The 14,167-nt window shown below is 71.6% G+C and carries 18 protein-coding genes; 6 read left to right on the top strand and 12 right to left on the bottom strand.

Annotation, left to right across the window (positions count from 1 at the left end; translation table 11 throughout):
- Positions 1-7: 7 nt before the first annotated feature.
- The gene (locus ABD056_RS11635; RefSeq protein WP_343866806.1) at positions 8-2,101 is read right to left on the bottom strand and encodes a sensor histidine kinase; all 2,094 of its coding nucleotides are present in this window, start codon (positions 2,099-2,101) and stop codon (positions 8-10) included.
- 228 nt (positions 2,102-2,329) lie between these two features.
- On the opposite strand from ABD056_RS11635, the gene ABD056_RS11640 reads away from it, so the two are divergent.
- Together ABD056_RS11640 and ABD056_RS11645 are read left to right on the top strand one after the other, a co-directional pair.
- Entirely contained in the window at positions 2,330-3,100 is a 771-nt protein-coding gene (locus tag ABD056_RS11640) for an ABC transporter substrate-binding protein (protein ID WP_343866808.1), read from the top strand.
- The gene (locus ABD056_RS11645) at positions 3,097-3,546 is read left to right on the top strand and encodes a response regulator (protein ID WP_343866810.1); all 450 of its coding nucleotides are present in this window, start codon (positions 3,097-3,099) and stop codon (positions 3,544-3,546) included. Before ABD056_RS11640 ends, ABD056_RS11645 begins: the two co-directional genes overlap by 4 nt.
- Positions 3,547-3,560: 14 nt before the next feature.
- Here ABD056_RS11645 and ABD056_RS11650 read toward each other — a convergent pair whose 3' ends face one another.
- A complete protein-coding gene (locus ABD056_RS11650; protein ID WP_343866812.1) occupies positions 3,561-3,989 on the bottom strand; it encodes a hypothetical protein in 429 nt (142 codons plus the stop codon).
- Positions 3,990-4,075: 86 nt separating this feature from the next.
- Between ABD056_RS11650 and ABD056_RS11655 the strand changes: the two genes are divergently transcribed.
- Entirely contained in the window at positions 4,076-4,315 is a 240-nt protein-coding gene (locus tag ABD056_RS11655) for a hypothetical protein (protein ID WP_343866813.1), read from the top strand.
- Between the two features lie 43 nt (positions 4,316-4,358).
- On the opposite strand, the gene ABD056_RS11660 is transcribed toward ABD056_RS11655, so the two are convergent.
- The 5 genes from ABD056_RS11660 to ABD056_RS11680 all read right to left on the bottom strand — a co-directional run bounded on the left by ABD056_RS11660 (position 4,359) and on the right by ABD056_RS11680 (position 8,563).
- A complete protein-coding gene (locus ABD056_RS11660) occupies positions 4,359-5,147 on the bottom strand; it encodes a S49 family peptidase (RefSeq protein ID WP_343866814.1) in 789 nt (262 codons plus the stop codon).
- Between the two features lie 51 nt (positions 5,148-5,198).
- Positions 5,199-6,098, bottom strand: coding sequence for a heme-dependent oxidative N-demethylase family protein (locus ABD056_RS11665; protein ID WP_343866816.1), 900 nt, complete (start codon positions 6,096-6,098; stop codon positions 5,199-5,201).
- Between the two features lie 74 nt (positions 6,099-6,172).
- Positions 6,173-7,213, bottom strand: coding sequence for a DUF6635 family protein (locus ABD056_RS11670; RefSeq protein WP_343866818.1), 1,041 nt, complete (start codon positions 7,211-7,213; stop codon positions 6,173-6,175).
- A gap of 52 nt (positions 7,214-7,265) precedes the next feature.
- A complete protein-coding gene (locus ABD056_RS11675; protein WP_343866819.1) occupies positions 7,266-7,583 on the bottom strand; it encodes a DUF190 domain-containing protein in 318 nt (105 codons plus the stop codon).
- The gene (locus ABD056_RS11680) at positions 7,580-8,563 is read right to left on the bottom strand and encodes a sodium-dependent bicarbonate transport family permease (RefSeq protein ID WP_343866821.1); all 984 of its coding nucleotides are present in this window, start codon (positions 8,561-8,563) and stop codon (positions 7,580-7,582) included. The genes ABD056_RS11675 and ABD056_RS11680 overlap by 4 nt, the downstream gene beginning before the upstream one ends.
- A gap of 260 nt (positions 8,564-8,823) precedes the next feature.
- Here ABD056_RS11680 and ABD056_RS11685 point away from each other — a divergent pair, with 260 nt between their 5' ends.
- Together ABD056_RS11685 and msrA are read left to right on the top strand one after the other, a co-directional pair.
- Positions 8,824-9,099, top strand: coding sequence for a hypothetical protein (locus ABD056_RS11685; RefSeq protein WP_343866822.1), 276 nt, complete (start codon positions 8,824-8,826; stop codon positions 9,097-9,099).
- A 93-nt stretch (positions 9,100-9,192) separates the two neighbouring features.
- Positions 9,193-9,681 carry a peptide-methionine (S)-S-oxide reductase MsrA gene (msrA, locus tag ABD056_RS11690; protein ID WP_343866824.1) on the top strand — a complete coding sequence of 163 codons (489 nt, stop codon included), beginning with the start codon at positions 9,193-9,195 and terminating at the stop codon, positions 9,679-9,681.
- Positions 9,682-9,703: 22 nt separating this feature from the next.
- On the opposite strand, the gene ABD056_RS11695 is transcribed toward msrA, so the two are convergent.
- Positions 9,704-10,570 carry a type 1 glutamine amidotransferase gene (locus ABD056_RS11695; protein ID WP_343866827.1) on the bottom strand — a complete coding sequence of 289 codons (867 nt, stop codon included), beginning with the start codon at positions 10,568-10,570 and terminating at the stop codon, positions 9,704-9,706.
- Positions 10,571-10,792: 222 nt separating this feature from the next.
- Between ABD056_RS11695 and ABD056_RS11700 the strand changes: the two genes are divergently transcribed.
- A complete protein-coding gene (locus ABD056_RS11700; protein WP_343866829.1) occupies positions 10,793-11,479 on the top strand; it encodes a response regulator transcription factor in 687 nt (228 codons plus the stop codon).
- Between the two features lie 31 nt (positions 11,480-11,510).
- Here the strand turns inward: ABD056_RS11700 and ABD056_RS11705 are convergent, their stop codons facing one another.
- The 4 genes from ABD056_RS11705 to ABD056_RS11720 form a co-directional block, all read right to left on the bottom strand.
- Entirely contained in the window at positions 11,511-12,101 is a 591-nt protein-coding gene (locus ABD056_RS11705) for a nucleoside 2-deoxyribosyltransferase (protein ID WP_343866831.1), read from the bottom strand.
- A 130-nt stretch (positions 12,102-12,231) separates the two neighbouring features.
- Entirely contained in the window at positions 12,232-13,368 is a 1,137-nt protein-coding gene (locus tag ABD056_RS11710) for a sodium ion-translocating decarboxylase subunit beta (protein WP_343866833.1), read from the bottom strand.
- A gap of 88 nt (positions 13,369-13,456) precedes the next feature.
- Positions 13,457-13,864, bottom strand: coding sequence for an acyl-CoA carboxylase biotin carboxyl carrier protein subunit (locus ABD056_RS11715; protein WP_343866835.1), 408 nt, complete (start codon positions 13,862-13,864; stop codon positions 13,457-13,459).
- Positions 13,861-14,167 (bottom strand): hypothetical protein (locus ABD056_RS11720; protein WP_425545034.1); only part of this gene is annotated, 307 nt, incomplete at its 5' end. The genes ABD056_RS11720 and ABD056_RS11715, both read right to left, overlap by 4 nt.

Below are 14,167 nucleotides of genomic sequence, written 5' to 3' on the forward strand. Positions count from 1 at the left end.
GCCAACCTTAAAGTGATCTGGGATGCTCGTCCTCCCTCGCCGGCACCTCCAGCAGCACCGCGGTGCCGCCCAGGTTGCCGGAGGCTTCGACGCGGAGGGTGCCGTTTACGCTTTCCACGATGCGCCGCACGATGGCCAGGCCAATGCCGGTGCCGGGGATGGTGTCGTCGGCGTCCAGGCGCTCGAACACGTCGGCGGCGCGGGTCCAGTATTGCGGGGCGATGCCGCGGCCGTTGTCCTCCACCCGCAGCACCACCCGGCCCGGCGGGCCCGGCTGGGCGGTGATGCGGACCAGGGGCGGGCGGGCGTCGTGGCGGTATTTCAGCCCGTTGTCGATCAGGTGGCCGAAGGCCAGGCCCAGCCGCCCGGCGTCCAGGGCGACGGGCGGCAGCATGTCGTCGACCTCCACCCGTGCCTCGGGGTCGTGCAGCTCGGTCAGGGCGGCGGTGGCGGCGCGGCGGGCGATGGCGGTGGTGTCGGCGGCGGCGGCATCGGGGCGCGGCTCGCCGGCGGCAAGGTAGTTCTGGATGTCGCGCAGCTGGTCGCGCAGGGCGGCGGCGTTCTGCCGGATGCGGGCGGCGGTGTGGGCGGCCTTGTCCGGCTCCTGCCCCGGCCGGGCCAGCATGTCGGTGAACACCAGCAGGCGGCGCACCGGCTCCTGCAGGTGGTGGGCGGCGATTTCGGCGAAGCGGGTGAGTTCGCGGTTGGCGCGCCCGAGGGCGCCGATCAGCGCCTCGCGCTCCGCCTCAGACTGCTTGAGGCGGGTGATGTCGAGCTTGGCGGCGATGAAGTGGGTGATGGTGCCCTCGGCATCGCGCACCGGCGAGATGGTGGCCATTTCCCACACCTCGCCGCCGTCGCGGGTGCGGTTGCGGAACTCGCCGTGCCACGAGCGGCCGCTGCGCAGGTTGGCCCACAGGCGGGCGTATTCCTCGCGCGAGGTGTGGCCGCTTTTCAGGAAGCGCGGGTTGCGGCCGACCGCTTCTTCCGCCGGGAAGCCGGTGAGGCGGGAGAAGGCGGGGTTGACGTAGACGATGCAGCCGGTGGGATCGGTGATCATGATGGCGGTGACTGACTGCTCCACCGCCTCGAACAGCAGCCGCACCTCGCCCTGCAGGCGCAGGCGGCGCGAGACCTCGCGGTAGAGCGCGATGCCGCCCAGCAGCAGGCCGGCGACGGCGGTGCCGGTCCAGAACAGCATCTGGCGGTTGGCCTGCACCCAGCCGGAGAAGCTGTCGCGGTGGTCGACCCCCGCCGCCACCGCCAGCGGATAGCGGGCCGACAGGCGATAGGCGGCGAAGCGGCCGAACAGGCCGCCGTCGCCGGGCAGCGGCAGGATGCCGCCTTCGGCCTCGGCCCGCACCGCCTCGCGCAGGTCCAGCCCGGCGGTGGAGGCGCCGCCGTCGATGATGACGCTGCCGTCGAACTGCACCAGCGAGATGCCGCCGTGGGCGCCCATGGCCGCATCCAGCAGCAGGTCGCGGAAGTGCATGGGGTTGAGGGCGGCCACCACCCGCAGGTCGCGTCCCGCCTCCACCACCACGGGCAGGATGGTGCGCACCGGGGTCGCCTCGGGCGGTTCGCCGGCGAGCGGTAGGTAGCGACCCGGCTGGGTGCGGCCGATGCGCAGGCCGTTGCTGAGGCCGCCGACGCCGCGCGCCGGCAGGGCCAGGGCGGCCACGTCCAGGTGCGGCGCGGGATGGTCGCCGGCGCGGGTGTCGGCCAGGATGCGGCCGTCCCCGTCGATGATGACGATCTGGCGGATGTGCGGGGCGAAGCGCAGGCGTTCCGCCAGCTGGGCCGACAGCGGGGCGAAGTCGCCCATGGCGGCGGCGGCGAGGCTTTCTTCCGCCGCGGCGGTCAGGGTGGTTTCCGCCGATTCGAAGGTGCGGGTGACGCCGGTTTCGATCAGCCGGGTCATCTCGACGGCGTTTTCCAGCCGCTTCTGGGCCGACTGGTGGAACGAACTCCACACCGTCACCGAGAACAGGGCGACGAAGCCCACCAGCAGCGCCGCCGCCACGCCGGTGATCAGGCGCGAGCGTCCGGCCCCCGGCAGGCCGCTGGGCGGTGCAAAGTCCCACTGCCGGCCGTCGCTCACGGTCGGGTTCCCTGCATCACCGAAGGCATCGTTCGCCTGTCCCCCTTGCTTCCCCGACTGTAGCCGCGCCGACGCCCGCTTTCCCATGTGCCTGACGCTGGTCTGACATGCGCAAGACGCATTCCGGCGCGCCTTTCCGGAGGCCATATGCTGCCCGGATAATATCCGTTTGAGAAGTGGGGGAAGAGGATGCGGGGGATTTTGCAGGCGGTTGCCGTGGCGGCAACCGTGCTGACTGCTGTCGTGGCACCCGGTGAACCCGCCGCCGCCGGACGGCTGGAGGCGGTGCAGCAGCGGGGCGAGGTGCGGGTGTGCATCTGGCCCGACTACTACTCCATCTCCTACCGCAATCCCCGCACCGGCGAGCTGGAAGGCATCGACATCGACATGGCCCGCGCCCTGGCCGACGACCTGGGGGTGGCCGTGCAGTTCGTCGACAGTTCCTTCGCCGATCTGGTCGCCAACCTGAGCAACGACGCCTGCGACATCGCCATGCACGCCATCGGCGTCCGCCCCGACCGGGCGGAGCACATGGACTTCACGCAGCCGCATCTGGTCAGCGGCATCTATGCCGTGGTCATGCGCCAGCACCCCACCATCAAGACCTGGGCCGACATCGACCGTCCCGGCCATGTGGTGGTGGTGCAGCGCGGCACCTACATGGAGCCGGTGATGCGCGACACCCTGACCGCCGCCGAGCTTCTGGTGGTGGATACCTTCAAGGCGCGCGAGCAGGAAGTGCAGGCCGGCCGCGCCGACGTCTTCATGACCGATTTCCCCTACGGCCGCCGCATGGCCATGCTCACCGACTGGGCGAGCCTGCTGGAGCCGCCGCAGCCGGTGGCGCCGACGCCCTATGCCTATGCGGTGCCCAAGGGCGATGCCGCCTGGCATGCGCGCATGGAGGCCTTCGTCGCCGCCGCCAAGCAGGACGGCCGCTTGCGGGAAGCCGCGCGCCGGAACGGCCTGCTGCCGATCCTGGCGGAGGATGCGCGATGATCGGCCTGCAGTTTTCCCACGGGCCGGGCGGCCCGTCGCCGGTGGTGCTGCTGGCGGAGGACAATCGCGACGATGCCGAGCTGGTGCGCGAGGCGCTGGTGGAGGCGGGCGTCGGGGCAGTCCTGCACCGTGCCGCCGACGGGCAGCAGGCGCTGGAGATGCTGCGCAGCGGCCTGCGGCCCGATCTGGTGCTGCTGGACCTCAACATGCCGCGCATGGGCGGGCGCGAGACCCTGCAGGCGATCAAGGCCGATCCTGACCTGCGCACCATCCCGGTGGTGATCCTCACCACCTCCGACGCCGATCACGACATCCGCACCAGCTTCCAGGGCCACTGTTCCGGCTACTTCGTAAAGCCGTCAACCATCGATGAGCTGATCGTGGTGATGCGCGACGTGGCGGCGTTCTGGTTCAATCCCCACGCCCGCCGGCTGACCACCCACTGACGGCGGGGCGCGCCTCAGCGCCCCAGCCACAGCAGCAGGTTGGCGAGCAGCATCTGCGCCTGATACGCCAGGTAGGTGAACAGGCCGAGCACCGCCAGCCAGCCGCCAAACCGCGCCGCCATGGCAAGCGGAGCGCGGCCGGAGACGGTGGCGATGCGGCGGGCGGAGGCGATGAACACCAGCCACGCCAGCACCGGCGTCACCGCCGCCAGCACATAGGCGGCGAGAACGGCCGGATAAGCCGCCACCACGCCGATGCCGACGACGCCGAAGGCCGCCCCCGCCGCCCCCAGCACCACCGACATGGTGTCCGACGCCAGCACGGCGGAATAGCCGGTGATGGCGAGCAGCAGCAGCAGCGCCGGGATCTTCACGATCACGCGCCAGCCGCCCGTGAAGTACCAGGGCAGCGCCGCCAGCGCTTCGGAAAGTATGTGACCCACCGTGCCCCCTGTTGCAATCCGCCGCGACAGGCTATCCAATCGGGGAGCGGTGATCTACCACCTTTGATGCGCGAATGGGGGCGGGGATGTGGGAGTGGTTCTGGGGGCTGGCGGTGATCAGCAAGCTGTGGATCGTCTACCTGATGATCGGCGGCTCGGTGGCGGCGCTGGCGGTGGCGGTGGAAGCCGGCAACGCGCGGCGGCCCAACAAGGACGGCTCCGGCGGCTGGTTCCTGTTCGGCGCCATCATGATCCTCGGCTACGGCTTCCTGCTCACCCTGCTGCTGTCGGCGGTGATCTGGCTGGTGCAGCTGGTGGTCGGCTGAGGCCGGCGGCGACAGCGGCCACCGCCGCTGCCGGCGGCGGCGGTCACAGCCCGTAGCGCGCCCGCAGCAGCGAGTCGGTCAGGTCGTCGGCGACGGCATCGGCACCGCCGCGCAGCAGGCGGGCGAGCAGCGGCTTGCGCGGGCCGTGGATGACCTGCACCGTGGCGCCCTTGTAGCGCTGTTCGGCATAGCGGTGGGGCAGTTCCACGCCGTCCACCAGCCCCAATTCCAGCGCCCGCTGGCCGAGGAAGACGTCGCCGTTGAACAGGGTGTCGTCGTCGCCCTTCAGGCGGCCACGGCGGCGGTCCTTCACGTGGGCGACGAAGGCGGCGTGGATGTCGCCCTGCAGGTCGGCCAGCCATTCGCGGTCGCTGTCCCGTTCCGGCTGGAAGGGATCGAGGCGCATCTTGTTGACGCCGCGGGTCAGCACCCGGCGTTCCACCCCCAGGCGATCCATCAGCCCGACGAAGCCGAAGCCGGCGGAGATGACGCCGATGGAGCCGACCAGGCTCATGGGGCTCATGACGAAGATCTCGTCGGCGGCGCAGGCCAGCCAGTAGCCGCCGGAGGCTCCGATCTGTTCCACGAAGGCGATGACCGGCACCTTGCGGGTGTCGGCGCGGCGGCGGATCTCGCGGGCGATGACGTCGGATTCCATGGGGCTGCCGCCGGGGGAGTTGATCACCAGCAGCACCGCCTTGGGCGGGCGGCGGCCGGCGAAGGCCTTTTCCACCGCCGGACGCACCTTCTCCCACCGCAGGCCGCGACCGCCGATGACACCGTCCAGCCGCACCAGGGCGACGCGGTCGCGCTGCCAGAACCTGAGCTTCACCGAAGAGACCCTCCTGCCGGTTGTACCGCGCCTTATGTAGGGGCCTCGGCGCTAGTCCGCCAGCACCGGCGCGGCGACGTCCAGCCACGCCAGCAGGGCGGCGCGGAAGGCGGTCATGCTCTTGTACTGCGCCATGTCGGGCGGCAGGGCGGCGACGGCGGCGGCCAGGGCGCGGGCGGTGGCGCCGTCGCGCACCACCTGCCGCAGCGGGTGGACGTAGGTGCGGATGCCGAACAGGATCGCCCCGCTGGCCGGCAGGCGGCGGAGCGTCTGGCGCTCCACCCGCAGCACCAGCCGGTCGGGCGCCTCGGCGGCGGTGAGGTCGGCGCCTTCGATGCCGTTGTGGCCGGTGGGCTGGAACAGCCGGGCGTCGGCCTGGATGCCCCAGTTGGTGCGCCACACGGCCCGGTCGGCGGCCAGCTTGTCGAAGAAGCGGTCGACCGGGGTGCCGAGGCGCTCGCCATAGGCCGGCACCGGCTCGTGGATGGCGGCCATGGCGCGCCCCAGCTTGTCGGCCAGCCGCCAGCGGTTGGGGAAGCACAGCGAGGCGGCGGTCAGCGTCCAGCCCTGCGGCCCGGCCTGCATCAGGCACAGGTCTTCCTGCACCCACCGCCCGGCCCGGTCGAGCGGCGCCAGGGCATCGTCGTCAAGCCGCCACTGCCGCCCGCCGGGTCCGTGCAGGCGGGCGCCGTCACGGCGGAACCGGGCGGGGAAGTGCTCGGTCAGATGGGCGGCGAGCAGGTCGTGGGCTTCCTGCGCCGCTTGCCGCGATTCCGGCAGAGCGCCCGTCACCTCGGCCGGGCGCTCGGCCAGCAGGCGGTGTTTCTCGGCCAGGTCGGCGTCGTAGGTGTCGTCGATCTCGATCCACTCGGCGGCGGTGAGCGACCGCAGGCCCATGGCCATGCGGTAGGGGGCGGCATCGAGGAAGGGCAGGTAGCGCGGCTCGGCCATGGGCGCCTCGGGCTGGGGGCGGCGGGGCCTCCAGTCTAGCCGCCGGCGGCCGGCCCGGTCCATGGCCGCCCGGTTCAGCGCGGCGACACCAGGCGCCAGCAGGCGGCGGTGACGTCCAGCACGTCGAACAGGCGGGCGACGTAGAAGTCCTTCACCTTCAGCTCGGCCTCCGGGTCGCCGGTGACCTGCCGCTCGATGACGTCGACCAGGGTGGTGAGGCGGCGGCGGTGCAGGCCCAGGCGGCGCTGCACCGGATCGGTCACCACGCCGGCGAAGGCGGTCAGCACCGCCACCGGCGCCGCCAGCGACAGGGCGACGGTGCCGACCAGCAGCGGGCTGGCGACCGGCGCGCCGACCATGCCGTACCACAGGCCGCCGGCCCACGGCCCGGCCCAGAAGCCCGACACCGCCATGGACTTGGCGAGCGTCGCCGACAGCGGCGCGGCCAGCGACACCACCCCCGGCGTCAGCTGGTGATAGGCGGCGAAGCCGGCGGCGGCCAGGGTCAGGCTGCCGGCCATCTCGGCGGCGGCGGTGCGGCTGCCGACGTAGGTCGCCAGTGCTTCGGTCAGGCGGGTCCTGAAGGCGGGGTCATCGGCCCGCTCCGCCAGCGCCGCCAGCACCATGCCGAGGCGCAGGCGCACCGCCGGGTCGGCCAGGATGGCTTCCATGAGGGCGTCGCGTTCCACCCGGCGGTCGCCGATCTCGACCGGCAGGTGCAGCAGCTCGTCATGGACGCGGAACAGGATCTCGCGGCCGACGTCGGTCTCCAGGAACCAGGTGCGGCGCGACAGCCAGGCGCCGGCACGGCGGGCGCCGATCAGCCGGGCGGCGGCGCCAGAGGCCCGCGCCCCGGCGGTGGCGGTGCTGAGGATGACGTTCACCGGCGCCCGCAGGATGTCGAGCCCGAGCGCCGCCTTGTGCAGGCGGGCCGAGCCGAGCAGGGTGAAGTGGCTGTCGACGAAGGGCGCCACGCGGTGGCGCGCCGCCTCGGCCCAGCGGCGGGCGGCGTCCTCGACCACCAGGGCGGCGGCGCGCTCGTCGGCCAGCACCGGCAGGCCGGCATGGGCACCGGCGGGCACGGGGGCGACGGCAGGGGGCAGGGGCGTGCTCATGCCCCCTTATATGGGCGGGCGGTGCGGCGGAAAAAGGGCGCCGGCGCGGCGATCAGTACTTCTCGCCGCGCAGCACCTCCACATCCGACATCCAGGCGACGCCGGCATCGGCCAGCAGCGGCGCCAGGGCGTCGAACAGCGCATCGGCGCGGTCGGCGCCCAGCACCGACACCACCATGACGCAGCTTTCCGCATCGGTGGCGTGGCCGCGTTCCCACCGGCCGGCCGCCCCCTGGCCGGCCAGCGCCGGCAGCACGGTGTGGCCGGACGCGCCATGGGCCTTCAGCAGCGCCGTCACCCGGTTGAGCAGCGGCATCGGCGTCAGGATCTCGATCTTGCGGCGCGGGTGATGGGGACGGGTGGCGGTCACGGGGTTCCTCCGGCAAGGCTGGTGATCACGGCATGATACAGCGGAATGCCGATGGTCAGGTTGAACGGAAAGGTGATGCCGAGCGCCAATGTGATGGACACCGCCGGATTGGCCTGCGGCAGCGCCATGCGCATGGCCGCCGGCACCGCGATGTAGCTGGCGGAGGCGCCGAGCACCGCCATCAGCGTCGCATTGCCGGGCGCGAGGCCCGCCAGCAGCCCCAGCAGGCCGCCGGCCAGGGCGCCCACCAGCGGCATGACCAGGCCGAACAGCACCATGCGGCCGTTGACCGCCGAGCCGTCGCGGAAGCGCCGTGCCGCCACCAGGCCCATGTCGAGCAGGAACAGGCACAGCACGCCCTTGAACGGGTCGACGATGAAGGCGGAGATGGTGGCGAGGCCCTTGTCGCCGGTGATCCAGCCGATGGCGAAGCTGCCCACCAGCAGCACCACGCTGCCGTTCAGCAGCACCTCGCGCCCGAGCGCACCGCTGCTTTCGCCCAGGCGGGCGCCGCTGCGGCCGGCCAGCCACAGGCCGGTGAGGATGGCCGGCGTCTCCATGGCAGCCACCACCGCCACCATGTACCCGTCCCAGGCCACCCCGAGCGTCTGCAGCATGGAGGTGGCGGCGACGAAGGTGACCACGCTGATGGAGCCGTAATGGGCCGCCACGGCGGCGGCGTTCACCGCATCCATGCGGCAGAGCCCACGCAGCACCGGGAAGGCGAACAGCGGCAGGGCGAACGACAGGGCGATGCCCACCGCCAGGGCGGCCAGCACTTCCGGCCCGAGGCCGTAGGCGGCCATGGCGGCGCCGCCCTTGAAGCCGATGGCGAGCATCAGATAGAGCGACAGCCCTTTGGCAACGGCGTCGGGGATGGTCAGGTCGGAGCGGGCGAAGCCGGCGGCGACACCGAGGGCGAAGAACAGCACCAGCGGCGACAGCAGGGTCTCACCGGCAAGGGAAAGGACGTCGGTCACGGGCGGGAACTTTCGGCGGTGGCTACCGATGGCGGCAGATCGTGCCGCATTAAGCGCTTTCAAGCGGTTTTGTGCAAGTTGCTGCAAGGGGGCCGCAGCACGAAATGCAGGCAATCCCTGTCCGAACGTCCAGGGTCACCCTGGCGAAACGTCGGGGAGGCCGTGGCGCGCATGGACGCGCGGCGGGGAATGCGCCACCATGGGAGGACTTGGGCACGACCGGGGGCGGTCGCGTCCCGCCACGGGCAGAGGGGGTGCGCATGACCGGCACAGTAATTTCCCTGGCGCACGTCCGCGTGCAACGCAACTGCCGGCGGATTCTCGAATCCAATCGGGAAACCCTGGCCAACGTGGAAACCTTGCGCCGCGCCCACCGCTCCATCGCCGATTCGCTCGATACCATGCGCGACGGGCTGGTGGACTTCTCCGACAGCCTCGGCCGCTCCATCGAACAGCTGCGCGACAGCTGCCGCCGCCAGCAGCGGATCATGGACCGCATCGACGAAATTCAGCGCGACTCCATCGCCTTCCGGTGACCGCCGGTGCCCCTTGCGTTGTGCCGCCGCCGCGACGACGTTATGACCCTATGGTCCTGAACCAGGGATGAACCAGGAAAGGGAGAGGGTTCCATGGCCATCGCGACCTTCGCGGCCGGCTGCTTCTGGGGTGTGGAGGAAGCCTTCCGCCGCATTCCCGGCGTGACGGCGACGGTCGTCGGCTACACCGGCGGCAGCGTCGACACCCCGAGCTACGAGCAGGTCTGCACCGACCGCACCGGCCATGCCGAGGCGGTGCGGGTGGAGTTCGACCCCAAGGCGGTGTCCTACGACGACCTGCTGGAGGTGTTCTGGAAGATCCACGACCCGACGCAGAAGAACCGCCAGGGCGTCGACGTCGGCAGCCAGTACCGCTCCGCCATCTTCGTCCATGACGACGACCAGCGCGCCCGCGCCGAGGCGAGCCTGCGGGAGAACGACGACTCCGGCCGTTTCCCCCGCCCCATCGTCACCGAGATCGTCGACGCCGCCGCCTTCTGGGAGGCGGAGGACTATCACCAGCAGTACATGGCCAAGCGCGGCCGCGGCACCGCCGTGTGCGGCATCCCTTCCGGCTGGTGAGGCGGAACGGGCGGGGCGGCGGTCAGCGCCGCGCCGCCATGGCCGGCAGCACCCGGTGCTCGATCCAGTTGCGGATCTCGCGCAGGCGGATGGCGGCGTCGAGCACGTCGTCATCGGCGCCCAGCTGCCAGCGCAAATCGCGGCGGCCCTGCGGGTCGGCCACCAACGCGTCGCAACGGGCGGCGAAATCCTCGGCATCGGCGACGCTGGCGAACCAGCCCTGCTCCACCAGCCGCTCGGCATAGCGCAGGCAGATGTGGCCGATCTCGTGCAGGTCGTATTCCGGGTGGTACTGGATGCCCCAGAACGAGCCGTTGCCATGGCGGATTTCGGCCGCCTGCACGTCGCTGACGGCGTTGGAGGCCAGCAGCACGGCGCCGGCCGGCAGGGTTTCCACCTCGTCCTGATGGATGCACACCGCCTCGAACACCGGCGCCTTGCCGGCGTACATGGGGTGGCTGCGGCCGGCTTCGGTCAGGGTGATCTTGCGGGCGATGCCCAGCTCGCGGCCCTTGGGGTTCTTGCGCACCACGCCGCCGGCCGCCACCGTCGCCACCTGCAGCGCCCAGCAGGAGCCGAAGAACGGCACGCCGCTGTCGTAGACGGCGCGCGCCAGCTCGATCTGGCGGGTGATGGGCGGCGTCATGTCATAGACGTTGAGCGCCGATCCGGTCCACGCCACCGCGTCGTAATCGGTGAGGGAGGCGCCGGCCGGCAGGGCGCCGTCGGCATCGGCCGGGCGGACGATGTCGCACACGGCGCCGGGGTGCAGGGTCTGCAGGGTCTGGGCATAGAGCGGCCCGAACGGAGTCGCGCCCGCCTTTTCCAGCGCCTCGCTGGCCTCCTTCAGATTGCCTTCCACCACCAGGAACCGGGGATGCGCCATCATCAGCCTCGCCTGTTTCGTGCATGGGTCGTCCGGCCTGAGGGAAGCGCGGATTCGCACCAAAGCCAAGGGCCATTTCGCCCGATCTAAGCCCCGACATCAACCTTTCGGATATCGCCACGCACCCTAACGCATGGTATGAAGAAGTCATGCCTGCGGGCATGGCGCGGCCTTCTTCCCCCGAGGGTTGCGTGAGGGTGGGGTTAGCGAGGGGTGGGGTACTCCATGCGTATCGTACTGGCGGACGATCATTCCATCGTCCGGTGTGGCTTGCGCCATCTGCTGTCCGGGCTGGACCCGGCGCCCGTCATCGACGAGGTCGGCAGCGGCGACGAGGTGCGGGCCCTCTTCAACAGCCTGTCCGGCGAGGGGTCGGAACAGCCTGATCTGCTGGTGCTCGACCTGCGCATGCCGGGCATACGCGGCATCGAGGACGTGCGCGGCATCGTCGCCCTGGCCGATCCGACGCCGGTGCTGGTGTTCTCCATGCTGGAAGCGGCGGACGAGATGCGCAGCGTGCTGGCCCAGGGGGTGCGGGCCTTCGTGCCCAAGTCCACCGACCAGCGGCTGCTGCTCAACATCGTGCGGCTGGTGCTGGCCGGCGGCACTTATCTGCCGCCGGTGCTCGGCGGGCTGGAGCGCGGCGGCGGCGGCGGCAACGGGGCGGACCTGCCGCGCTTCGGCGACGGCGGCCTGGAAAGCCTGCCCGCCGGCCTGACCAAGCGGCAGCAGGAAGTGCTGCGGCTGCTGGCCGAGGGCCTCTCCAACCAGGAGATCGGCGAGCGCATGGGCCTCAACCTGTCGACGGTGAAAAGCCATGTCACCGGCATCCTGAAGACCCTGAACGTCGGCAGCCGCACCCAGGCGGTGCTGACCCTGCGGCGACGGCGCAAGGACGGCTTCAGCTTCTGATCCGCGGCGACCCGGCGTCCGCCGGGTCGGGTCAGGACGTGCGCTGCAGCAGCCGGGCGGCGGCGGCCTCCAGGCAGGCCTCGAAGCCGCTGAGGTCGTGGTAGTCGGGCTGCGGCTCCGCCGAGTCGGGGACCATGATGCAGCCGCCGCTGTCGAGCACGGCGCCGTCGACCATCAGGTTCTCGACCATGCCGAAGTTCTCGATCAGCAGGCCGTCGACGTCCTCCACCCCGACGCCGGGGCGCACCCGCGCCGCTGCGCCGGCCCAGCGGGCGGCCCGCTCGGCGTGCAGCAGGTCGCTGGCGGTGTAGCAGAACAGCGGCCGCCCCAGCGCCCGCATGAAGCCGATCTCGAACGCCGTGCCGGGGTCCATGCCGGGGCCGCGGAACGGCGTGATGTTGGCGATGATGAGGTCGCAGCGCCGCATCAGCGCCTCGTTGGCGCGGCTGATGGCCAGCCCCGCGTCCTGCGGCGCCAGGGCGCCCAGGTCGAGGTCGTTGTCCAGCGGGAAGCAGCCGGTGAAGCCGTGGCGGGCGCACAGCGCCTTCTTGGCCTCGCCCAGGGCGACGGCATCGGCCAGGAACACCTCCGGCCCTGCCAGATAGACGCGCGGCGTGTGCATGGTCTCCTCCCCTCCCGGACTGGACGGTCTGCCGTCAGGTGGTGGCGGCGACGGTCATGGCAACGCGGCGCCCGCAGCGGCGGTTCAAGGTCCGCCGCCGCCGCTGCCTGCCGGGACCGGGCGGGCGGCCTCAGCCGGCCAGACGGGCGATGAAGTAGCCTGCCACGACGGCGGTGCCGATGACACCGGCGACATTGGGGCCCATGGCGTGCATCAGCAGGAAGTTGTGCGGGTCGGCCTTCTGCCCTTCCACCTGCGACACCCGCGCCGCCATCGGCACCGCCGACACGCCGGCGGAGCCGATCAGCGGGTTGATGGGGTTCTTCGACAGCTTGTTCATGATCTTGGCCATGATGACGCCGCAGGCCGTGGAGACGCCGAAGGCCACCACGCCCAGCACCAGGATGCCCAGCGTCTCCACCTGCAGGAACCGCTCGCCGGTCATGGTGATGCCGACCGAGGCGCCGAGGAAGATGGTGGTGACGTTGATCAGTTCGTTCTGCGCCGCCTTCGACAGCCGTTCGGTGACGCCGCACTCGCGCAGGAAGTTGCCGAGCATGAGCATGCCGATCAGCGCCGCCGCCGCCGGCACCAGCAGGATCACCAGCACCGTCACCACCACCGCGAAGATCAGCTTTTCGGTGCGGGAGACGGGGCGCAGGCTGCGCATGCGGATCTTGCGTTCGGCGGGGGTGGTCAGGGCGCGCATGATCGGCGGCTGGATCAGCGGCACCAGCGCCATGTAGCTGTAGGCCGCCACCGCGATGGGGGCCAGCAGCTCCGGCGCCAGCTTGTTGGACAGGAAGATGGAGGTCGGGCCGTCGGCGCCGCCGATGATGCCGATGGCCGCCGCCTGTTCCGGCGTGAAGCCGATCATGATGGCGCCGAAGAAGGTGGCGAACACGCCGAACTGCGCCGCCGCCCCCAGCAGCAGCGTGCGCGGGTTGGCGATCAGCGGCCCGAAGTCGGTCAGCGCCCCGACGCCGAGGAAGATCAGCGGCGGGAAGATCTCCAGGTGGACGCCCTGGGAGATGTAATAGAACAGGCCGCCGACCGTTTCCGTCACCGGGTCGGGCAGGTTCACCAGCCCCTGGGTGGGCAGGTTGGCCAGCAGCGCCCCGAAGGCGATGGGCACCAGCAGCAGCGGCTCGAAGTTCTTGTAGACCGCGAGGTACAGCAGGCCGGCGATCACCACCCACATCACCCCCATCTGCCAGGTGACATACGGAAAGGCGGTGAGGGACCACAAGTGCGTGAGGGTATCCATGCTGTCGCCTCGGCTGGCTCGCGCTGTCGGGGAAAAGCGGCGGGAGAGGGAGGGAGGAAGGAGGGTGGCAGGCCGGCGGGCCGGGCGGTCAGCCCAGCACCACCAGCACCTGGCCTTCCTGCACGGTGGTGCCGGCGGCGACCCTGATCTCCCTGACCGTGCCGGGGCGCGGCGCGGGCACGGTGGTGAGCATCTTCATGGCCTCCAGCGTGACCACCGACTGGCCCTCGCTGACGGCATCGCCCACCGCCACCTCCACCTTCTGCACGGTGCCGGCCAGCGGGCTGACCACGTCGCCGGGCCCGGCCGGGGCGGCGGGCGCATTCTGCGGCGCCGGCGCGGCGGCAGCCGGGGCCGGGGCAGCAGCCGGAGCGGCAGCGGGACGGGGCGGAGCGGCCGGCGCGGCGGTGGGGGCAGGGGCGGTGCCGGCGGCGTCCAGCTCCTCGACCGTGACGTCGTAGGCGGTGCCTTCGACGGTGATGCGGAACTTCCTCATGGCGTCCTCTTGTTCGACGGGCCGGCGCCGGTGGACAGCGGATTGGCCTGGTGGATCGGGTGGGCGACGTGCGGCGGGCCGGGGTGCTGCCAGCCGGCGGCGGCGCGCCCGCCGTGGCTCGACATGTGCTCGTAGCGGCCTTCGTTGATCCACGCCGGCATGCGGTGCGGCGGCATCACCACGTCGATGATGCGGTGGCGGCCCGGCACCACCGCGGTGACGGCGGCGGCGAAGGCGGCCAGATGGTGGGCGGCGGTGCTCCACCGGGCCTGGAAGTCGGCCCAGACCCTGGCCGAGACCATG

The organism is Caenispirillum bisanense, from assembly GCF_039523075.1.
GTDB lineage: Bacteria > Pseudomonadota > Alphaproteobacteria > Rhodospirillales > Rhodospirillaceae > Caenispirillum > Caenispirillum bisanense.